This is a genomic window from Lysinibacillus sp. ZYM-1, from assembly GCF_001308875.1.
GTDB lineage: Bacteria > Bacillota > Bacilli > Bacillales_A > Planococcaceae > Lysinibacillus.
The window spans coordinates 113,007-133,171 of record NZ_KQ465116.1 but is presented as its reverse complement, the minus strand read 5'-3'; the positions used below and the strand labels follow the sequence as shown (position 1 = coordinate 133,171).

Here is a 20,165-nt window from a genome sequence, read left to right as displayed (position 1 = left end):
GTAGCTGGAAAATAATAACATCTATTTTTATCTTTGGTATTATCTCAACTACTTTCATAAGTATGTTTGTGATGAGTAAATATTCATTGTTATATAATGGAAACATTTCGACTGTGGAAATGTCTCTTTACCTATTTATATCGATTGCGAGTAGTTTTACACGTTGAATTTTGCTAGAAGTTGTTTTTTGTAATTCATCAATAAAGATTATACTAAGTGGAGATTTAGAGAATCAGAATTAATCTGACTCCCTTTTTCGTTATTTAGGAAATTTCTAAAGAGCTACATTTTAGCTAGATTATAAATCAAAGCAAGATATAGGTTTGGTAAATTTTATTTTTGCTTTTGAAAACATAAGACAGAGTTAACGCTTTTATTTAGTTTATTTATAGACTTTGCAAATATAAATGATAATTATACTTTTGGTGGAGTGGACACGACGTTTGAAGTCAATTCACATAGTTTTGTAGTAGGGGATATTCAACATTTATCGAAAGGAGTACTACACAATGAAACAGAAAAAGACAAACAGATATTTTATGAAGGGTATGGGGGAAATTTAATAGATCAAACCGAATACAAGTACTTTAAAAATGGATTTATGAATTTTTTTAAATTCATAAATTTTAAACCGCTCTATAGGATAAAAAAGTGTCCTTTATAGAGTGGTTTTTGTTTTCTCAGCATTTTTAATGATTAGTTCATGTTCTGTTCATATAACCATTTTAAGCTATAAGTAATTAATGAAATGGAGGGGTTAGTGATGAATCTTGCCTGGAAAGAAATAAAGAAGAATAAAGTACGATTTTTAATTTTGGGTTCCATTATCTTCCTAGTTAGTTTTTTAACGTTTATTATTTCGGGTTTGGCAAATGGACTGTCGCAGGATAATGCAGCTTTAATTAAAGATTTACCGAAAGGTCAATTTTATATGGCTGAGGATGCAGAGGGTACGTTTAATTTATCAAGAATCGATAGCGATCTTCAGCAGGAAGTCATGAGTGGAGAGAAAGAGGCAGTAGCTTTTTCGATTCAAATGGGCTTTTTAAATGACAAGGACGATAAACAGCAGAGTGTTGCTTTTGTTTCATCTACAGAATCCACACTGTTTAAAAATGTACATCAAGGTGAAGTTATTTTAGATAGCTCGTTGGAGGAAAAAGGGATACAGGTTGGTGACGTATTGACGAATAATCAGTACAGTGGTGAGTTCATTGTGAAAGGCTTTGTAGAGCAAAAGAAATATAGCCATGCACCCGTTGCTTATATAAGTAAAGAGGCCTATCAGGAAATGTATCGGGTAAAAGATATGCAGCTCATTTATATACCGAATGGCAGCCCAAAAGAATCTAAGGGGCTACAAGCATATAGCAATAAAGAGTTTCTCAATACAATTCCTAGCTTTAGCGCGGAACAGTTATCTTTGAATATGATTATATGGTTTTTAGTTGTCATTAGTGGCATGTTATTCGCCATTTTCTTCTATATGATGAATGTACAAAAAATTGGCTTGTATGGCATCTTAAAAGCAATCGGTTTAAAAACAAGTAAGTTGTTTCAAATGATTTGGACACAAATGGCAATTATTACAATGATCTCACTTGTGGTATCCGTCAGTCTTAGCCAATTATTTAATATTGTGGCACCAAAAGGAATGCCTTTCACCTTAACAATTGGCACCACAACACAGCTATCCATCGTGTTTCTTATCATTGGTTTTATCGGAGCTACTTTGTCTGGTTTACAAATTAAAAAAATCGAACCGCTACAAGCCATACAACAAGGGGAGGCTTAATCATGACGCTATTTACAATTGATGAAGTACGAAAAACGTTTAAAAATGGTGAAGTCGAGGAGGAAATTTTAAAAGGTATCAATCTTTCATTAAAAGAGGGAGAAATTACAGCATTAGTAGGTGCATCTGGTTCAGGGAAAAGTACGTTGTTAACAATAGCTGCAGGACTACAGCCAGCAACAGACGGGCAAGTGCTTTTTGAAGAACAAAATCTTACAACAATGAGCACCGAGCAGGTACGAAAATTACGTGCAAGTAAATTTGGCTTTGTGTTTCAGTTTGCGCATCTCGTACCATTTTTGACAGTGGAGGAGCAGCTGTTGTTAATGCTGGATGTTGCTGAATCGCCATTAAAGAAGTATGAACAGCAGCATGAAGTGAATCGCTTATTACAATTAGTTGGAATGGCTCATCGTAAAACGGCTTACCCTTCATCCTTGTCAGGTGGGGAAAAGCAACGCGTTGCAATTGCACGTGCTATTATCCATCGACCGAAAGTATTGTTTGCGGATGAACCAACAGCTAGCTTAGACTCTCAGCGATCTAAAGAGATTATTCTGTTGCTAAGAGAACTAACGAAAACATTAAACATTACAACATTGATGGTGACACATGACGAAGAGATGTTGGCTTATACAGATCGTATTATTAAAATGAGCGATGGTGTCGTATTATAAAATAAGCAAGGCTCCCACTAATATGGGAGCCTTTTTTAGCTTTCAAATTCCCAAAATAGTTAGGAAGGAAACTCCAACTGTTCCATTGAATTATTCATTATGCTAAAAGTAAAAAAAGAAAATATTTGGGCGAGTGGTTGGTTTTGAATTAAATAGTCAAAATCCAGAGGAAGCGGCAGCATTTTATAGCAAAGTGTTTGGTTGGGAGATAGCAGCTTGTAATTGGAATTATTAAGAAATTACGACTGGAACGAAGAAAAAACTGGGGTTAATGAAGGTATTGGTAAAGGACCAAGCGATATCCACATGGTACACGGATTCAAATTGAAGTGGATGCAATTGATGAAATTATTGCACAGGCAAAAAATAACGGGGCTACTATTTTGCGTGAGAGAATGGAGTTTGATGATTTTTATCTTGCCTATTTGGTCGATCCAACAGGCATAGGAATCGGTTTAATTCAATATAAAAATAACGAATAAAGTCTCTTTTAGTAGAGTCTTTTTTTATTTTAAGCATACGTACAAGTCATTATGGGTAAAGAATCAATGGAGGAGGGATAATGTGAAGTACATATTGAAACTAGTATGTTTAATCCTGATAACGATGGGCCTATTACCAAAGGAAGTACAGGCAGGTAGCTTTATCGATTTAACAGATGATACCTTGATGACGGAAATTCATTATTTAGTGGAGCAGGATATTGTGAAGGGCTATTCCAAGCACTTATTCAAGCCGAATGACTATGTTACGAAAGCACAGGTAGCTGTGATGCTAACGCGTGCTTTAGGATTGAACACGATCAACGTACAAAATCCCAATTATCAAGATGTAACGCCAGCAAATAAATACTTCAAAGAAATAGCTGCTGTACAAAATAAAGGGATATTCGATGCAGCCCATAAATTTAACCCCAATGCACCTCTTACTAGAGGTGAAATGGCTATTGTGTTAAAAAGGGCCTTTCAATTAAAAGGTTCAGATCCTTATTATTTTACTGATGTGACGGAGCAGACACCTGGTTATAAAGAAATTTTAACTCTGGCCCATAATCATTTAGTAAGGGGCTATGATAATGGTGCGTTTAAACCTAATGACCCTGTAACACGTGCCCATTTTTCAGCATTTTTAGCGCGAGCATTAACTCTTTCTAAGCCTAATTTGCTAAAGGATCCTGCATTTGTTTATACGTATGCCTATTATTCTTTAAGTGACAATAAGCGTTATACTTTAAGTTATCAATATCATCAACATGATGGTAAAAATGATGTATGGACAGTCAAAAATGTAAGTACAGGACAAACTCTCCCTGACGAGCTTTTATATGGTCATGATCGTGCATATGGTCAAGTCGTTGCTAGTGATGCTAACACACATTACGATTTATATTTGGAACTACCTCTTAGAGTAGGGGTTATTTTACATGAAGAAGATGCGGGGGTTACTGCAGGTGAACGAGTAACTGTAAAATCAACTGATAGCACAGTACAAGCTGGTGAAGTGCAATATACTGGCGTGGTAATAGTAGAGAAAAGTACAAAATTTAGTGATGTGGTGAAAACCTATTATTTTGTAGATGATATTGGTTTAGTCAAAGAGTTACACAATGACATTGTTGTTTTTGAGTTGCTCAATCGGACAATGAAATAATTAGTAAAGGAAAGCAAGCCACTGAGGGACTCGCTTTCCTTTATTGATGTATGGAAATATGAAAAAATCGCAGTAGAGCTTGCAGCCAATCCTTGTCATTATGTGTAGTATAGGTAGTTAAGGATGGCCCCTCATAAATTCTAAATTCGTTGTTCATCATAGTGTGACGTCCACGAGCTGTTCGAATCATTGCAATTTTATTTTTTTGCTTAGAGAGTCGTGGGGCAAATTTTGCATCATTTGCATCATCATGAAAACAATAAAGCAAACGCCAATGATGTTTGGTTTGCTCAAAAAGCATCCAACCATTTTCTTCATCATACTCTATTTTATATAATTCTTGCCCTTCACGGTGTTGATGCCCCGCTATTAATGGTACTGGTGTACAAGGTGCTAAGGCACCCACGCCCACATCTGAGATATAGTATTGTCCTGCATCATTTACTAATAATAGCTGATGCATAGGGACATCTTCAGGAGAAGTATTTTCTTCAACGTTGCGCCAAAATTGAGCATAGCGATTGGTAACTGAAAAGCCAAGCTCTCGTAAAAGCCAGCTAAATAAGATATTGAGTTCAAAACAATTGCCACCACGTTGTTCAATAATTATCTTTTGAAATAAATCAGGAATAGCGAAGGAGATACCAAGGTTCAAGGCAACATTTAAATTTTCATAGGGAATGGTCAATAGATGCTTTGTCTGTAGCTGTCCAAGTAGTTGGACGGTTGGCTCTAAAGTTCCTTGAAATTGAATATGCTGTAAATATTGCTGAATCTGTGCATTCATAAACTCGCCTCACTTCCTTATTAATAACATAACCGAAACAGCTTAAGAATACACGCATAATATTACGAAGGAAATGATAGAAAAATAGCTAAATAACTTGTAGAATTAATATATTAGCTACTATAAAGTGAAAAATTTTCCAATACAGTTAATAAAAAAAGATTAAGGTAGGTATAGTAGAGACAATGAAATGGATAGAAGTCAATACATATGATGAAATGAGCGAAGTTGCCGCAAATATTTTCTTCAAACAAATACAGGAGAAACCAAATAGCGTTCTTGGATTAGCAACTGGTGGTTCACCTGTAGGAATGTATAAGGATTTAGTGGCGCGACATCAAGCTGGTCAAATATCATTTAAGGATGTACAAACTTTTAATTTGGATGAATATGTAGGCCTTAAGCGAACAAGCCCAGCAAGCTATTGGACATTTATGCAAGAAAATTTATTTAATTTTGTAGATATTCAGCAGAAAAATATACATTTGCCAAATGGCAAGGCAGAGGATTTAGCTGCTGAATGTGTTGCATATGATGCAAGTATTGATGCAGCGAAAGGCATTGATTTACAGCTTCTTGGAATCGGTGTAAATGGTCATATAGCCTTTAATGAGCCAGGTACCCCGTTTGATTCTATGACGAATATTGTTGAATTAACAGAGTCTACAAGAACAGAAAATGCGATTTACTTTGATGATCCATCAGAGGTGCCAACACATGCCATTACGATGGGCATTCAATCCATTATGAAGGCTAAGGAAATTGTCCTTATTGCCTTTGGTGAAAAGAAGCTGGATGCCATCAAAAAATTGAAAAGCGGGCATGTAACAGAAGATTTCCCTGCAAGTCAATTATTAAAACATCCTAACGTCACGATTATTTATGGCGGTACAAATTAACAATAATAGGCAAAGACTTCTTATAGTTGAAGTCTTTGCTTATTTGTTTTCCCTGATAAGATAACCCCCGCAACAACTGCTATTCCACCAATGATTTGAAATGTATGTAGTTTTTCATCAAGAAAAAGAACGGCAAAAATAGAGGCAAAAACAGGAATGAAGTTCAAATAAATACTCGACTTATTCGCTCCCAGCTGTATGACGCCATTATTCCAACAGAGAAATGCAATTATCGAGGCTAAAATTCCAACATATAATATAGCGGCAATGGTTGACCATTCCCATTGAATAGAGGTTGTACTAGACATAGCCTCAGATAGATAAAAAGGGAATAAAACAATGGCGCCAAGCCCAATTGTTGCTAGAAAGGTAGACTGACCTGGTAGCGTGTTGCATACTGTTTAATGAGGCAATGAATATACGCTCCAACAAAATACTGCGACAATAACAATAAAATCACCCTTGTTGAAAGTAAAATCTACTATCCTTGTCAAAGAGACTCCTGTAATAATAAAATCAACTTTACTAAGGGATAGGATGGTTCCTATAAGCTGGAATTTCGATAATTTCTCCTTCAAGAAAATAAATGACAGGATGTAAATCATAATGGGGGTAGATGAGTTCATCAATGATGCATTGATAGAAGTTGTGTAATGTAGTCCAATATAGACAAGCGTATTGAATGCTGCAATGCCTGTTAAAGATAAAATAATAACGATGAACCAGTTTTCCTTCAGCATTGGCCATTCATACCTTAGTTGGCGATAAGCTATCGGGAAAAATACAACAAATGCTACACACCAGCGTAGAAAGGCAAGTGTTAATGGTGGAATATCTCCGCTAACTGCACGGCTAATAACAAAATTACCACCCCATAAAAGAGTTGCCAATAGTAGTAGCACATACGGGGGGATTTTCATGAAGCTATAACTCCTTTAATGATAGAATATTAAGGTTTATTATAGACATGAAGCTTTGGAATAATCAATGTCGCCAACTTAGCTATATGCTAAAATAAGGAAAATAAGAGGAGGGAATTACGTGAAAAATACCGTACCACGTTTACAAAAGGGAGATGTAGTAGGTTTAGTTGCCTTATCAAGTCTTGTAGAACCTGAAAAGCTTGGGGACGCATTATCCTTTTTAGAGGAGTTGGGTCTTCACTATATCGTAGGTGATACGATCCATGCAAAGCATGATTATTTAGCAGGTAATGACGAAATCAGGTTAGCAGATTTTCATGAAATGGTAAAAAATCCAGAAGTGAAAGCGATTTTTTGTGTAAAGGGGGGCTACGGCTCTGCTCGAATAGCTGAAAAAATTGATTATACGTTAGTAGAAGAAAATCCAAAAATTTTCTGGGGCTTTTCAGACCTTACATATTTACATTGTGCAATCAATGAGTACGCCAATTTGGTGACATTCCATGGGCCTATGCTAATGGCGGCAAGTAAAATGGATGACCTATCGAAGAAAATGTTTTTACAATTATTTTCCCCTATTGAGATTCAGTATACGGAGTCAATATCTCCTTTAACAACCATTGCTGATGGAGTGGCACGTGGGGAAATAATTGGAGGAAATCTCTATCGTCTTGTCAGCACATTAGGAACGAAATTTGAGGTGCGGACAGAGGGTAGAATTTTATTGATAGAGGAACTAGCTGAAACGATTCCTAACATTGATTCGATGCTTCAGCAATTAAAGCAAGCAAGGAAGTTAGAACAGCTAGCAGGTGTTGTCATTGGCTCCTTTACACAAACGGAAGCTGATGAAGTGGCATTACACAATTTAATGAAAGAGTATTTTGGGGATTTAGGCATTCCAGTTGTTGCAGGTTTTAAAATAGGACATGAAACTACGAATGTTGGTATTCCTCTGGGGGTAGAGGCCATTTTAGACGCACAGGAAAAAGTGCTGAAGATATTACCTGGTGTGAATTAACGGTAAGGAGATGTAGAATGGATATTGAGAAAAAGCTCTATGATGCAGCCGTCCAATTAGTGGAGAAAAGATACCCTTCAGGTTGGGGAGGAGCTGCCGCTTTATATACTGAAGACGGTCATATTTTTACTAGTATCGCACCAGAGGTCATTAATGCAGCTACTGAATTATGTATGGAAACAGGTGCTATTCTCGAGGCGCATAAATTCAATGCAAAAGTTACGCATTCGATATGTGTTGCTAGGGAAAATGAAAAATCCAAATTCGTAGTGCTTACCCCATGTGGGGTCTGCCAAGAAAGACTTTTTTATTGGGGAGAGAATGTGAAAGCAGCGATTACGAATTCAGACGGTAAACTGCTATTCAAAACTTTAAAAGCAATTCAGCCTTATCATTGGCGTAAAGCCTATGAACAATAATGCAAAAAGACATTACAAAAAATGTAATGTCTTTTTAGTTTGGTGTTAATAAGGCTCCGCATTATGTCCTTTATTAATCGCATCTTGAGGGGCATGATCACCATCAATATTACCAAGTGGCTTTGAAGGAGAAGATTCCTTTCTAGCCTTATGCAATCCTTCTTTTAGCAAACGTCCATATTCTTCATCTGCTTCTTCAGCTAGAGCAATCATTGCGTTTTGTATATCCATATGGCAGACCGATAAATCACGGATTAGATTGGCAAGCAGCTCATCGCGCTCCCATTGCTCAAAGTTACGGTAAGTTTCTCCAGCTTGCTTAGTATTGCTTTGACGATCAATTGATTCGCGAACAAGGTTGCCTTCTACATATGGAGTATATTCATTGCCAATCTGTGTTGCTTCTTTTAAACCATTTAACATGGATGGCTCATAATTAATATGTGGATTCTGACCAGGTGCTAAATCTCGTTTATACATCATTTGCCCACCATTTTGATTGGTTGCTACACGCTTTTTAGGCGCATTAATAGGTAATTGGAGATAGTTGGCTCCTACACGATGACGCTGTGTATCCGAATAGGAAAAAGTACGACCTTGCAGCATTTTATCATCTGAAAAATCTAAACCATCGACTAATACGCCTGTGCCGAAAGTAGCCTGTTCCACCTCTGCAAAATAATCCTCAGGATTTCTGTTTAACACCATTTTCCCGACTGGATACCATGGGAATTGATCATTTGGCCAAAGCTTTGTGTCATCCAATGGATCAAAATCAAGATCAGGATGTGGACCATCCTCCATAATTTGAACATGTAGCTCCCATTCAGGATATTCTTCACGAGCAATGGCATCATATAAATCCTGTGTGGCATGATTAAAATTTTTTTGTTGAATTTCTTCTGCTTCTTTTTGTGTTAAATTTTTAATGCCCTGAAGTGGTTCCCAGTGATATTTGACAAGGACCGCTTTGCCTTCATCATTAACCCATTTATACGTATTAACTCCAGAGCCTTGCATCATACGATAGTTAGCTGGAATGCCCCAAGGTGAGTATACGAATGTTACCATATGGAAGGATTCTGGCGAGCTAGCACAAAAATCAAAGAAACGTTCAACGTTCTGTATATTAGTAATAGGATCAGGCTTAAATGCATGGATCATGTCTGGGAATTTCATCGCATCACGGATAAAGAAAATTTTTAAATTATTACCTACTAAATCCCAGTTGCCATCCTCTGTATAAAATTTTACCGCAAAGCCTCGTGGATCACGTAATGTTTCAGGGGAGTGACCACCATGTATAACCGTTGAAAAACGTACAAATACAGGTGTCTTTTTCCCTTTATCCTGAAAGACTTTTGCACGAGTATACTTAGAAATGGGTTCATCGCCAACTACACCATATGTTTCAAAATAACCATGTGCACCAGCACCACGAGCATGGACAACTCGTTCTGGTACTCTCTCTCTGTCAAAGTGACTGATCTTCTCTAGAAAATCATAATTTTCAAGTGTTGCAGGACCGCGATTACTGATTGTTCGTAGATTTTGATTGTTAGTAATTGGATGTCCTTGTCGATTTGTCAATGTCGTATCTTGCTCATGTGTTGAATCATGTTGCTGTGTCATTGTATGACCCCTTTCGAATAGATACTTCCATTTTGTCCTTGAATGGGGCAAACTAGACATCGGAATTTTTTTACATATATACGCATGAAAAAGCTCTCCATACATAAATGTTGGAGAGCCTTGGATGGCGTTTTCAAACGGAATCAAGTTGTTTTGAGTATGGCTTTTGCCTATAGTTGGTCATTAGTCATCGGTCATACAGTAACAGGTAACTTGTCATTGGTTTTTAACTAAATTAGCTAAAAAAGCTATATTTGAAAACAGCACATCCAACTCGGTTTGGAGTCTCACCGCCCCGAGACTAGAAATAAAGGGAATCATCAAAGTTAATTTGTATACTGTAATTTTTTGAATTAATAAGATTGGATAGTTTATGTGCCTCTTTTTCAAGTTTCATTGCACGCTCCCGATAGTCATCAGGCTCATATAATGCGATTTCGTACAACATTGCACCTTCACCATAGCCAAATCGGACGCTTTCTTTTTCCCGCATACTAAATTCCTTACATAATTCAGCTTCAGCACGAAGCTGCGTAGCAAGTTCGATCGCTTCTACTAGTGCTAGCTTCTGATCTTTAAAGTCTACTACGTTTTGGATGTTTGCTTCATATATTAAACGATCTAACGTACGTGTATCTAGACGAACTTGTGCTAACTCAGCTTCAATAAGAGGGAGTGCACGGTTACTTGTTTTAGGAGCTTGTCCCTTTTCTACTGTCACGAAAGCACTACGATGTAATTCACTAATAAGCTCTTGAGTTTTCTTTCCTAAAATACTTTTTAGTTTAACAGCTTCTGCAAGATTGATCACGAGAACACGTCCTTTTATAGTGTTGTAGATGGCGCATTATTTGACAAGAGGGCAATTTGATAGTCACCGCCATGAATTTGGTTAAACATTTTCCCTGCTGACGCCAAAAGTTCATTCGCTGCTTCATGGGTTAATGATGGTCTGAGGTAAAAAATATGTAGCGCCTCAGTTGTTTTCTCAGTAACAGCTGTACGTTTAGAATCGACAAATGGAGAACCAAATGCTCCCTCTTCATCGCGACTGTAGAGTATCTTATTTAAAGTATTAAAACGCCCATTTAAACCCTCATAACCAATTTCTTCATGGCCAAGAGCTATTTCTATAGATCCACTGATGTGGGCTACATCATACAGACCAATTGGAATTTCATATTGAAGAGAGAAGAAGTTATTTAAATCCACACCAGAATGAAACGGTGTTAAATAGTTTTGTTTACTAATTCGACGCATAAGACTTTCAGCTGAGTGACGATAACGATTTGGATCTGCACCTAGCTTCTTCCATAGCCCTCGCCATTCTGCAATACCCTCACGTTGGGTCACAGGAAGGTCCTGCATTTCTAACGAAAGGTTTTCCTGATACAATTGCATTCGACCTTTAATCATTTGAGGGGATTCTGCTACAACAATTTTGGTATAATGAATAATGCCGATTTTTAGCTCGGGATGTTGTGCTAATAGAGATTCGTTAATGGAAATTTCCAAAGAACATCACCTACTTTATCTATTTCTATTATTGTACCATGTAAGGAGTTGGAAATAAAATGAACATACATGACCTACAACGTGATTTTGTGGCATATGCAATGTCCATTGGCGTTGATAAAATAGGTTTTACAACCGCGGCTCCCTTTACAGAATTAAAAAACCGACTGCGTCGTCAGCAGGAGCTTGGCTACCAGTCTGGCTTTGAAGAAAGTGATATTGAAAAACGTACCGAACCCCTTCAATTATTAGATGAAGCAGAGAGTATTGTTGCGATAGCTGTTGCTTATCCCTCACGTATGCAAAATGCACCTATTGGAAAAAAAGGAGCAAGACGAGGGATATTTTGCCGTGCTTCATGGGGTGTCGATTATCATACAGCACTACGTGAACGCTTGAAGTTATTATCTGCTTGGCTCGAGGAACATGTCGAAGGTGTACGTATTGAGTCGATGGTGGATACGGGTGCACTTGTAGACCGTGCTGTAGCAGAACGTGCAGGGATAGGCTGGAGCGGTAAAAACTGTTCGATTATAACGCCTGAATTTGGGTCTTACGTGTATTTAGGAGAGCTCATCACCAATATTCCATTCGCACCAGATAAGCCAATGGAGGATGAATGTGGAGAGTGTCGCCTATGCTTGGATGTTTGTCCAACCGGAGCATTAATCCAAGGAGGACAATTGGATGCGCAACGTTGTATTGCCTTCCTCACTCAAACAAAGGGAACACTTCCTGATGAGTTTCGTAACCACATTGGCAACCGTCTCTATGGCTGTGATACGTGCCAGACAGTGTGTCCCAAAAATAAAGGAAAAATTAATTGGATTCATGAAGAATTTATGCCAGATCCAGAGCTTGCCAAACCATTACTAACACCCCTATTAACGATTTCTAATCGAGAATTTAAGACGAAGTTTGGCCACGTTTCAGGCTCATGGCGAGGTAAAAAGCCCATTCAACGAAATGCCATATTGGCACTTGCTCATTTTAAAGAGGAAGCAGCCATACCAGATTTAATCGACCTCCTCAATAAAGATGATCGTCCAGTCATTCGAGGCACTGCTGCATGGGCTTTAGGCAAGATAGGTGGAGAACAAGCTAATTTTGCCTTACTTGAAGCTGTTGCTGATGAGCAGGATGAAGAAGTACTTAACGAAATTCGCAAAGGGTTGCAGTTTTTTCAGTAATGGTGAATGAAGGAACAAAGGGTGATTTTGTTCAAACGAGCAGAGCACTTGGCGTGAAGCTGAAAGCAAAGGAACCGGCTCAATGTAAAACGAGTTCCTACTAAATTCTTACAATAAGGAAGTGTATCATTATGCCATTGCATATCGTTTTATATCAACCAGAAATTCCAGCTAATACAGGGAATATTGCTCGCACCTGTGCTGGCACAAATACATCGTTACATTTAATTCGTCCACTAGGCTTTTCAACGGACGATAAAATGCTAAAACGTGCTGGCTTAGATTATTGGCATAGTGTGAATATTGTCTATCATGATTCCCTTGATGATTTTATAGAGTATTCCAAAAATGGAGATGTTTATTTAATCGAAACATATAGTGATGAGCCGTTCACGACACATGATTTTTCTGATAAAGATCGTGATATTTACTTTATGTTTGGAAAAGAAACAACAGGCTTGCCGAAGGACTTTGCATATGAACGCCGAAATATGTGCTTACGTATTCCGCAAAGTGATCATGTACGTTCGCTCAATTTATCTAATACCGCTGCGATTGTTATATATGAGGCATTGCGACAACAAGGATATCCAGGGTTACATTAACAAAAGCAGTTCTCACTTATGAGAACTGCTTTTTACTAAAGTTTCAACAATACAACATTTCCAGCAGGGTCCTCAGTTTGGAATCCTCCAGCTATATCTATAACAGGTGCACCCATTGCACGAAGGTTTGCTTTCATCGTTGCTGCTTGTTCTTCATTATCTAAACGTAATGAGTATGTTTTTAAGCCCACTTGGTTTTCTCCAAGCTTTGGAGCTCTTTCTGAGTGCCAAGTGTTTAAGCCAATGTGATGGTGATAACGACCTGTAGAAATAAATAATGCCTGTGAACCATAGCGGGAGACAATATCATATCCTAGGCCCTTTGTATAAAATTCCTCAGCCTCTGCTAAGTTGGAAACAGATAAGTGAATATGTCCCATGACTGTACCTTCAGGAAGTCCATTCCAGTTTCCATCACCTTCTTCTAAGATCGATAGAATATTTAATGGCTCAGTCACCATATGCACTTGATCCACATGCCATGTCCATTGATTTTCAGGGCGATCAGCATACACCTCAATACCGTTATGATCAGGATCATTTAAATAAAGTGCTTCACTGACAGCATGATCAGAAGCCCCAAGATATACGCCATTTTCTTGAAAATGCGTAATAATATTTGCTAAATCACGTCGAGCTGGTAACAGTAATGCGAAATGATATAGCCCAGTCGTCATACTTAGTTTTTCTTCTACTGTTTCAGGCTGAACAATGGTTAAAAGAGCTGTTTCTCCATCTGCAGTTAACATAGCTTTATGTGATTCTTGCTGTAAAATTTTAAAGCCAATGACTTCTTGATAAAAGGTTAAAGAACGTTGTAAATCGCTTACTTTTAATTCAACATTCGTTACATATGTGTTCGGTTTTTCATGGAAATGCATATAGGATACCTCCAAATAGTTATCTTTTTTCATTAAGTTACTTTATGTAAGTTAGTTTATTTTAAAAATAAAGGAAAGTCAAGTATTTCTATTGTTCCACAAAAAAAGAAAATCACTAAGCCTTTCAAAATGCTTAGTGATTTTCTTGAGATATTATTTGTCTGTTTTGTAGTCGCCTTCGTATCCAGCAGTAAAAATAGCTGTTAAGAAAGCAACTGTTACACCAATGATTAATAATAATTTCATGGAAGTACCCTCCTCATGTTTATAAAGACATCTTTTTTTAGTATAGCCTATCTACTATAAAAATGAAACGACATAGCTGAATAAAATATGTCAGAAATGGTTCAAACATATCGTTATCGGGAAAACTATATAGGAGGTGATCATTATGGAAAAAAAAGTGCCAAACATTGAAAATGGTACGATGGCGAGAGATATGAAAGAATTAAAAGATTTGGGCAAACAAATGGAGCATTTACGTGATGGTCTAGAGCTTGCAGAGGATGAGCGGATTTCTGATCCCATTCAATTGGAAGATATCGAAGAAAAGAATGAATAATGTTTAAGAACAGCAGCTTCCTTAGTTTTCTTAAATCCAATTTTTTGTATAATGGTACTAGGAAAAAGAAAGGGGTTGTGATTCGTGCATTTACAATCAACGAAAACATTATCAAATGGAGTAGAAATGCCTCGCTTCGGCTTAGGTGTTTACAAAATGACAGATCATGAAGAAACATTACAATCCATCGATACAGCGTTGAAGTTTGGTTATCGAGCTATCGATACAGCATCCTTGTATGGGAATGAGGTAGAGGTAGGAGAAGCTATTCGTCATTCAGGTGTTCCACGTAGTAATATATTTGTCACAACAAAAGTATGGAATAATGACCAAGGATATGATGAAACATTACGTGCTTTTGAAGTATCACTCAAGAAATTAAATATGGATTATGTAGATTTATATTTAACACATTGGGCTGTTCCAGAAACATTTGAAGAAACATATCGTGCGATTGAGCGCCTATACGATGAAAAATTAATTCGTGCAACAGGTGTTTCAAACCATCATGAGCATCATTTAGAAAAAATACTGGCAAAGGCCAATATGGCGCCGATGGTTAATCAGGTGGAAGTACATCCATATTTACAACAGCAAGCATTAAGCACATTTTGTCTTGAACACCAGATTGCTGTTACTGCATGGTCACCATTAGGACGAGGTGGCGTACTTGATGATCCTACCATCGTGGAAATCGGCAGGGAAATCGGCAAGACGGCCGCTCAGGTAGTGTTACGTTGGCATTTACAAAATGACACACTGATTATTCCTAAGTCAGTGACACCGAGTCGAATCGAAGAAAATGCACAGATTTTTGACTTTGAATTAACACAAGTACAAATGGAGAAGATGGCAACATTAAATCGTAATCAACGATTTGGGCAAGATCCTGATCATTTTAAATTTGATTTTTAGTTTTATGTAAAAATCCCGCTTTCGTAATAGAGAAGCGGGATTTTTTTGTTATTGCTCGTCCTTGACTATAATGCGTTTATTTAAAAATGGATGGTCAAATTCTAATTGTATAGCATGAAGTTCATAGTCATCACTTGCGGTTTCTCTTGCACCGTACATCGTATCGCCAATAATTGGATGACCGATATAGGCTAAATGGACACGAATTTGATGTGTTCGACCAGTTTCAAGAATCAGATGGACAACACAAGAATTTTTATAGCGTGCCACAACTTCATAGTGTGTCACTGCATGCTGTCCAGAATTAGACACAACACGTCTAGAAGCATGGTGTCGATCTTTGCCAATGGACTCAGAAATGGTGCCGGTTGAGGTGCGTATATTACCTTGTACCTCTGCAGCATACGTCCGAATAATCGATTTTTCTTCAATCATTCGATCAAAAATTGATTTTGCTAAAGGATGTTTTGCTACGAGTAATAAACCTTGTGTCCCTTTATCTAATCGATGGACATGCTCTGCATAAACCCCACCTTGTTCTTTAATATGTGCCATGACATGGTTCATACAGGTATGCGTATCCCGTTCATCATTGGGATGTGTTGCCATACCCTTTGGCTTCGATACGATTAAACAATGATCATCCTCATAGACTATATCAATCGCACAAACAGGTGTTGGTTTATAGCTAGATGTTGGGATTGGGAATGTAAATTTGACAATAGTTCCTACCTGTAAAGGAGTATTCCATTGAACAAGTTCGTCATTAGCTAATGTAATAGCTTTTGCCATACGTAATTCATGTACGAGCTTTTTGCCCAGTCGCCAGTGATTACGTAACAGCTCTTCAATCGTTAAGTTATCTTCGTTGAATGCATAAAGAAACATTGATCTTCCTCCGTAGAAAAGACCGTATTCCAATGGTAGAACACGGTCCCTCGATTATTTTGCAGCTTTTGTAGCTTTTATTAAATAGATGCTTGCGCCTGCAATTAAAATAAATGCAGTTAATGCTAAAAATGGAATAGTAATAAAGCCTAACCAGTTAATATATTGTCCTGTACATGATACAGCACCACAAGAAGGGGCATTTTCCGCTAAAAAACTAAGCTTTTGAATGCCGTAATGATAGAGTGAGATACAGCCTCCAATAACAGAAAAAACAGCTGTTGTTACAGCAATACGAGCATTTTTTTGTATTAAGGCTACAGTTGTCATGATGACGATTGGATACATAAAAATACGCTGTATCCAACATAATTTACATGGGTCATAATGGCGAATTTCAGAAAAGTATAACGAACCCAGTGTAGCCACAGCAGAAACTATCCAAATAAATAATAAGCCATTTTCCTCTTTTTTAGACATATCGATTCTCCCCTTCATAAAAACACTACTTGTACGATTATAGTTGTTCTAGTTTTATATGTAAATTAACTTACACAAAATAAGGACGATAATTTCAGTCTAAAGTATGAACGGCTAATGCAGACGGCTTAACGCCTTAATGGTATCATTAGCAATAGAAATGCTAAAGAAGAGGTGTTTTCGTGAGGGAAAATGAGCATTCCAATATTAGTATTTTAAAGGAAATTGCAGAACTTTTAAATGAAGAAACTGAAATTGTTACGATGCTAAAAGGAGCACTCATCAAATTTTTAAATGGCACAAATTTTGAAACAGGCTGGATTTTTTTTATTGATGCAAAGGGACGCTCGGAGCTTGTTGTCCATGAAAATTTACCAGAGGCATTGGAATTTAACAATTGTCATTATTTAAAAAAAGGCGGCTGTTGGTGTGTATCCCGTTATCGCAATGAGGAGCTAAAAAAAGCTTCTAATATTATAGAATGTCAACGCATCGAAAGTGCTATAGCAGCTAATGTTGGGGATCATGAAGGTATTACCCATCATGCTACTGTACCACTTCAATCTGGACAAGAGCGTTTTGGTGTATTAAATGTTGCTTCTAAAGATACTGTACGCTTTTCAGAGGAAGAGCTAGCTTTATTGGAGTCGGTAGCATTTCAAATGGGTTCTGCTATTAAGCGAATTTTACTGACGAAACAAGAACAAGAAATGGCCCTAGTAAAGGAGCGTAACCGTCTAGCACGAGATTTACATGATTCTGTCAATCAACTATTATTCTCGGTTACGTTAACGGCGAGAGCTGGTATTGAAATGACTGAGGATAGCGATGTGAAAGAAACGTTTAAAGAGATACAGCATTTAACACAGGATGCATTAACAGAAATGCGGGCATTGATTTGGCAGCTGCGACCAAAGGGATTGGAAAATGGCTTACTTGAAGCGATTAAAGTATATGCTGAAATGCTTGGCTTAAAATTACATGTTACGGTTTCAGGTGTACTACAATTTCCCTCACGTATTGAGGAGACATTATTTCGGGTAGCTCAAGAGGCCCTAAATAATGTGCGACGCCATGCGGGTGTTTTGGAGGCAGCCCTTTATATTACCGTCACGTCTACAGATATTTTATTGGTAATCCGTGATGAGGGAAGAGGGTTTGTCATTGACAATAATACGAAGTTGCTGTCAATGGGCTTACAATCCATCAAGGACCGTGCAAAATCAGTGGGTGGCAGTGCTGACTGGGTAAGTGAAATGGGCAAAGGTACGGAGCTTCTAATCCGCTTGCCATATTAAGGGGGAGAGGACATGATACGTGTATTAATTGCAGACGATCATCACGTGGTGCGTCGAGGATTATTGTTTTTCTTAAAGACACAAAAGGATATTGAGGTTGTTGGAGAGGCGAAAAATGGACATGAAGCCGTATCATTAGCAGAAAGTATCCAACCGGACATTATCTTAATGGATTTAGTGATGCCTGAGATGGACGGCATACAGGCAACAAAACGCATTAAAGCAAAGTTTCCACAAATAGAAATTTTAATGCTTACAAGCTTTTCTGATCGGGATCATGTTGTGCCTGCAATGGAGGCTGGGGCAGCAGGCTATCAATTGAAAGATATTGAGCCAGATGAATTAGTCTTATCTATTCGTCGCATCATGCGTGGCGAAAATACATTGCACCCAGAGGCTACAACGACACTTGAAATGGATCGCCAGGAGGCGCAAAATGCCCCACACTTGTTAAATCCATTGACACCTCGCGAGCAGGATGTACTGGCAGAGCTAACGAAAGGAAAAAGTAATCGGGAAATTGCATCCTCATTATTTGTTACAGAAAAAACAGTTAAAACTCATATTTCGAATATATTTACAAAATTACAAGTACAAGATCGTACACAGGCAGCATTATATGCAGTTAAGCATGGTTTGACAGAGGGTAGCGGTAGCTAAAAAAACAACGACGAGTTCCTACAATGTAGTAGGAGCCCGTCGTTTTTAGTGTGGTGTTACTTAGTTTGCACAAATAATTTTTTAGATATCTCTAATAAAGTGGAACTTGGAGCTAATGCTAAATCTTCTTTTAATTTTTGTTTATAAGTTTGGTAAATTTTGTGTGCCTGTTCAGGAAGACCTGCCTGAATTAGCGTGTATAAATAGTGCTCAAGTTTTTGTTCATTATATGGATCATATTCTAATAAGGCATGTAAACATTCAATAGCTTTTTCAGTATCAGATAAGACCGTAGTTTGAAATCCTTTTTCTAATAACTCTATGTATGATTTCGTTAATCTATCTTTATAGGCAGTTGCCCATTCATAATCATCGAAAACAAGTAGGCCATTTTTATAAATAGAAAGACATTGATGTATCAAAGAGATGGAGGGAAACTCCAATCGCGAAAAATCCTCATGAAGTTTTTGAAAATCATATAAGTCACACACAATGCTTGGTTTTTCAAAGACATAGTACTTATTTGAAAAGACAATACAGTTTTCATAGCCAATCGTATTTAACGTTTTTCTTAAATATGACAAAGCCGTATGAAGATTTGATTTGGCTCTTACATAGTCTAAATCTGGCCAGAGTATTTCAATTAAATAATCTCGGTGGATTGGAATATTTGGATGCAAAATAAAGTAGGCAAACAATTCCTTCGTCTTTTCTGTTTTAAATGCCACTAAGCTTTTATTGCTATAAACAGCAAATTGATCAAAGCATTGCACTTTTAATACCGTTTGTGTAGCTTGTTGAAGCATTTGCTGTATAGAAAATTCATGCTCTATACGAGTCATTGTTTTTTCTAAACGAGCATGGCTGATGGGTTTTAATAAATAGTCAAGACCACCAATTTCGTAAGCCTGTAAAGCAAATTCATGGTAGGAAGTAATAAAAACAACACTGACATGCGGACGCTCCATTTTGATAATATCAGCTACTACAAGTCCAGATAGTTCTTTGAGCTTTACCTCTAAGAATATAACCTCAAATTCTATGGAGGGCAGCTCATTAAGAAATGCTTCTACACTTGTAAAAGTTTGAATAACCTGTATTTGTTGAAAGGTTTGTAGTTTATTTTGAAAATAGTGTAAAGCTAAAGGTTCATTGTCTATTAAAACGGCTCGAATCACATCAAACTCTCCTTTTTACAATTAAATTGAAAACCATAAAACTCTAGTTCATTTTGGTTGAAAGGGCTTTCTATATATACTGAAAGGGCATGAAAAATGAAAATCACTTAATTTTGCTATTAAAAATTTGATACTAAAATAAAGCAATTTTTTATTGGTCTTCCACAGGCGAGAGTTAGTAATCCTGTGG

22 protein-coding genes and 1 pseudogene are annotated in these 20,165 nt (G+C 37.3%); 13 read left to right on the top strand and 10 right to left on the bottom strand.

All coding sequences use genetic code 11. The features are described 5' to 3' along the window. Positions 1-763: 763 nt before the first annotated feature. The 4 genes from AO843_RS11070 (at position 764) to AO843_RS11055 (ending at position 4,122) form a co-directional block, all read left to right on the top strand. Positions 764-1,795 carry an ABC transporter permease gene (locus AO843_RS11070; protein WP_054611182.1) on the top strand — a complete coding sequence of 344 codons (1,032 nt, stop codon included), beginning with the start codon at positions 764-766 and terminating at the stop codon, positions 1,793-1,795. Positions 1,796-1,797: 2 nt separating this feature from the next. Then, entirely contained in the window at positions 1,798-2,472 is a 675-nt protein-coding gene (locus tag AO843_RS11065) for an ABC transporter ATP-binding protein (protein ID WP_054611181.1), read from the top strand. Between the two features lie 329 nt (positions 2,473-2,801). Further along, positions 2,802-2,954, top strand: a complete 153-nt coding sequence (locus AO843_RS25570) for a VOC family protein (protein WP_369814418.1) — start codon at positions 2,802-2,804, stop codon at positions 2,952-2,954. A gap of 82 nt (positions 2,955-3,036) precedes the next feature. Next, positions 3,037-4,122: an S-layer homology domain-containing protein gene (locus AO843_RS11055; RefSeq protein WP_054611180.1), complete on the top strand. Its 1,086-nt coding sequence runs from the start codon at positions 3,037-3,039 to the stop codon at positions 4,120-4,122. 40 nt (positions 4,123-4,162) lie between these two features. Here the strand turns inward: AO843_RS11055 and AO843_RS11050 are convergent, their stop codons facing one another. Continuing rightward, entirely contained in the window at positions 4,163-4,909 is a 747-nt protein-coding gene (locus AO843_RS11050; protein ID WP_054611179.1) for an arylamine N-acetyltransferase family protein, read from the bottom strand. Between the two features lie 185 nt (positions 4,910-5,094). On the opposite strand from AO843_RS11050, the gene nagB reads away from it, so the two are divergent. Then, on the top strand, positions 5,095-5,808 hold the full coding sequence (nagB, locus tag AO843_RS11045) for a glucosamine-6-phosphate deaminase (RefSeq protein ID WP_054611178.1): 714 nt from the start codon (positions 5,095-5,097) through the stop codon (positions 5,806-5,808). Between the two features lie 20 nt (positions 5,809-5,828). Here nagB and AO843_RS25100 read toward each other — a convergent pair. Together AO843_RS25100 and AO843_RS25095 are read right to left on the bottom strand one after the other, a co-directional pair. Beyond that, positions 5,829-6,170, bottom strand: a pseudogene (locus AO843_RS25100) (DMT family transporter); the annotation flags it as partial. A gap of 39 nt (positions 6,171-6,209) precedes the next feature. After that, on the bottom strand, positions 6,210-6,728 hold the full coding sequence (locus AO843_RS25095) for a DMT family transporter (protein WP_231630120.1): 519 nt from the start codon (positions 6,726-6,728) through the stop codon (positions 6,210-6,212). 121 nt (positions 6,729-6,849) lie between these two features. Between AO843_RS25095 and AO843_RS11035 the strand changes: the two genes are divergently transcribed. Continuing rightward, positions 6,850-7,752 carry a S66 peptidase family protein gene (locus AO843_RS11035; RefSeq protein WP_054611177.1) on the top strand — a complete coding sequence of 301 codons (903 nt, stop codon included), beginning with the start codon at positions 6,850-6,852 and terminating at the stop codon, positions 7,750-7,752. 17 nt (positions 7,753-7,769) lie between these two features. Continuing rightward, the gene (locus tag AO843_RS11030; protein WP_054611176.1) at positions 7,770-8,171 is read left to right on the top strand and encodes a cytidine deaminase; all 402 of its coding nucleotides are present in this window, start codon (positions 7,770-7,772) and stop codon (positions 8,169-8,171) included. A 45-nt stretch (positions 8,172-8,216) separates the two neighbouring features. On the opposite strand, the gene AO843_RS11025 is transcribed toward AO843_RS11030, so the two are convergent. The 3 genes from AO843_RS11025 to AO843_RS11015 form a co-directional block, all read right to left on the bottom strand. Further along, on the bottom strand, positions 8,217-9,803 hold the full coding sequence (locus tag AO843_RS11025) for a catalase (protein WP_054611175.1): 1,587 nt from the start codon (positions 9,801-9,803) through the stop codon (positions 8,217-8,219). A gap of 301 nt (positions 9,804-10,104) precedes the next feature. Then, a complete protein-coding gene (locus AO843_RS11020) occupies positions 10,105-10,614 on the bottom strand; it encodes a hypothetical protein (RefSeq protein WP_054611174.1) in 510 nt (169 codons plus the stop codon). Positions 10,615-10,628: 14 nt separating this feature from the next. Beyond that, positions 10,629-11,318 carry a B3/B4 domain-containing protein gene (locus tag AO843_RS11015; protein ID WP_054611173.1) on the bottom strand — a complete coding sequence of 230 codons (690 nt, stop codon included), beginning with the start codon at positions 11,316-11,318 and terminating at the stop codon, positions 10,629-10,631. A gap of 59 nt (positions 11,319-11,377) precedes the next feature. Between AO843_RS11015 and queG the strand changes: the two genes are divergently transcribed. After that, positions 11,378-12,508, top strand: a complete 1,131-nt coding sequence (gene queG / locus AO843_RS11010; protein WP_054611172.1) for a tRNA epoxyqueuosine(34) reductase QueG — start codon at positions 11,378-11,380, stop codon at positions 12,506-12,508. Between the two features lie 131 nt (positions 12,509-12,639). Further along, positions 12,640-13,113: a tRNA (uridine(34)/cytosine(34)/5-carboxymethylaminomethyluridine(34)-2'-O)-methyltransferase TrmL gene (gene trmL / locus AO843_RS11005; RefSeq protein ID WP_054611171.1), complete on the top strand. Its 474-nt coding sequence runs from the start codon at positions 12,640-12,642 to the stop codon at positions 13,111-13,113. Between the two features lie 35 nt (positions 13,114-13,148). Here trmL and AO843_RS11000 read toward each other — a convergent pair whose 3' ends face one another. After that, positions 13,149-13,994, bottom strand: coding sequence for a VOC family protein (locus tag AO843_RS11000; protein WP_054611170.1), 846 nt, complete (start codon positions 13,992-13,994; stop codon positions 13,149-13,151). Positions 13,995-14,385: 391 nt separating this feature from the next. Between AO843_RS11000 and AO843_RS24845 the strand changes: the two genes are divergently transcribed. Together AO843_RS24845 and AO843_RS10995 are read left to right on the top strand one after the other, a co-directional pair. Next, positions 14,386-14,556, top strand: a complete 171-nt coding sequence (locus tag AO843_RS24845; RefSeq protein ID WP_197278909.1) for a hypothetical protein — start codon at positions 14,386-14,388, stop codon at positions 14,554-14,556. Positions 14,557-14,640: 84 nt separating this feature from the next. Continuing rightward, positions 14,641-15,471, top strand: coding sequence for an aldo/keto reductase (locus AO843_RS10995; protein ID WP_054611169.1), 831 nt, complete (start codon positions 14,641-14,643; stop codon positions 15,469-15,471). A gap of 48 nt (positions 15,472-15,519) precedes the next feature. Here AO843_RS10995 and AO843_RS10990 read toward each other — a convergent pair whose 3' ends face one another. Then, a complete protein-coding gene (locus AO843_RS10990) occupies positions 15,520-16,359 on the bottom strand; it encodes an RluA family pseudouridine synthase (protein WP_054611168.1) in 840 nt (279 codons plus the stop codon). 54 nt (positions 16,360-16,413) lie between these two features. After that, positions 16,414-16,839: a disulfide formation protein C gene (locus tag AO843_RS10985; RefSeq protein WP_054611167.1), complete on the bottom strand. Its 426-nt coding sequence runs from the start codon at positions 16,837-16,839 to the stop codon at positions 16,414-16,416. Positions 16,840-17,021: 182 nt separating this feature from the next. Here AO843_RS10985 and AO843_RS10980 point away from each other — a divergent pair, with 182 nt between their 5' ends. Next, a complete protein-coding gene (locus AO843_RS10980) occupies positions 17,022-18,137 on the top strand; it encodes a GAF domain-containing sensor histidine kinase (RefSeq protein ID WP_054611166.1) in 1,116 nt (371 codons plus the stop codon). 12 nt (positions 18,138-18,149) lie between these two features. Beyond that, positions 18,150-18,797, top strand: a complete 648-nt coding sequence (locus AO843_RS10975) for a response regulator (protein WP_054611165.1) — start codon at positions 18,150-18,152, stop codon at positions 18,795-18,797. A 56-nt stretch (positions 18,798-18,853) separates the two neighbouring features. On the opposite strand, the gene AO843_RS10970 is transcribed toward AO843_RS10975, so the two are convergent. Next, positions 18,854-19,975, bottom strand: coding sequence for a response regulator (locus AO843_RS10970; RefSeq protein WP_054611164.1), 1,122 nt, complete (start codon positions 19,973-19,975; stop codon positions 18,854-18,856). Between the last annotated feature and the right edge of the window lie 190 nt (positions 19,976-20,165).

Bases quoted from the DNA above. Each gene is read 5' to 3' on its own strand.
- AO843_RS11070 (WP_054611182.1), top strand. From the start codon at position 764: ATGAATCTTGCCTGGAAAGAAATAAAGAAGAATAAAGTACGATTTTTA.
- AO843_RS11065 (WP_054611181.1), top strand. From the start codon at position 1,798: ATGACGCTATTTACAATTGATGAAGTACGAAAAACGTTTAAAAATGGT.
- AO843_RS11050 (WP_054611179.1), bottom strand. From the start codon at position 4,909: ATGAATGCACAGATTCAGCAATATTTACAGCATATTCAATTTCAAGGA.
- nagB (WP_054611178.1), top strand. From the start codon at position 5,095: ATGAAATGGATAGAAGTCAATACATATGATGAAATGAGCGAAGTTGCC.
- AO843_RS25095 (WP_231630120.1), bottom strand. From the start codon at position 6,728: ATGAAAATCCCCCCGTATGTGCTACTACTATTGGCAACTCTTTTATGG.
- AO843_RS11030 (WP_054611176.1), top strand. From the start codon at position 7,770: ATGGATATTGAGAAAAAGCTCTATGATGCAGCCGTCCAATTAGTGGAG.
- AO843_RS11025 (WP_054611175.1), bottom strand. From the start codon at position 9,803: ATGACACAGCAACATGATTCAACACATGAGCAAGATACGACATTGACA.
- queG (WP_054611172.1), top strand. From the start codon at position 11,378: ATGAACATACATGACCTACAACGTGATTTTGTGGCATATGCAATGTCC.
- trmL (WP_054611171.1), top strand. From the start codon at position 12,640: ATGCCATTGCATATCGTTTTATATCAACCAGAAATTCCAGCTAATACA.
- AO843_RS11000 (WP_054611170.1), bottom strand. From the start codon at position 13,994: ATGCATTTCCATGAAAAACCGAACACATATGTAACGAATGTTGAATTA.
- AO843_RS24845 (WP_197278909.1), top strand. From the start codon at position 14,386: ATGGAAAAAAAAGTGCCAAACATTGAAAATGGTACGATGGCGAGAGAT.
- AO843_RS10990 (WP_054611168.1), bottom strand. From the start codon at position 16,359: ATGTTTCTTTATGCATTCAACGAAGATAACTTAACGATTGAAGAGCTG.
- AO843_RS10985 (WP_054611167.1), bottom strand. From the start codon at position 16,839: ATGTCTAAAAAAGAGGAAAATGGCTTATTATTTATTTGGATAGTTTCT.
- AO843_RS10975 (WP_054611165.1), top strand. From the start codon at position 18,150: ATGATACGTGTATTAATTGCAGACGATCATCACGTGGTGCGTCGAGGA.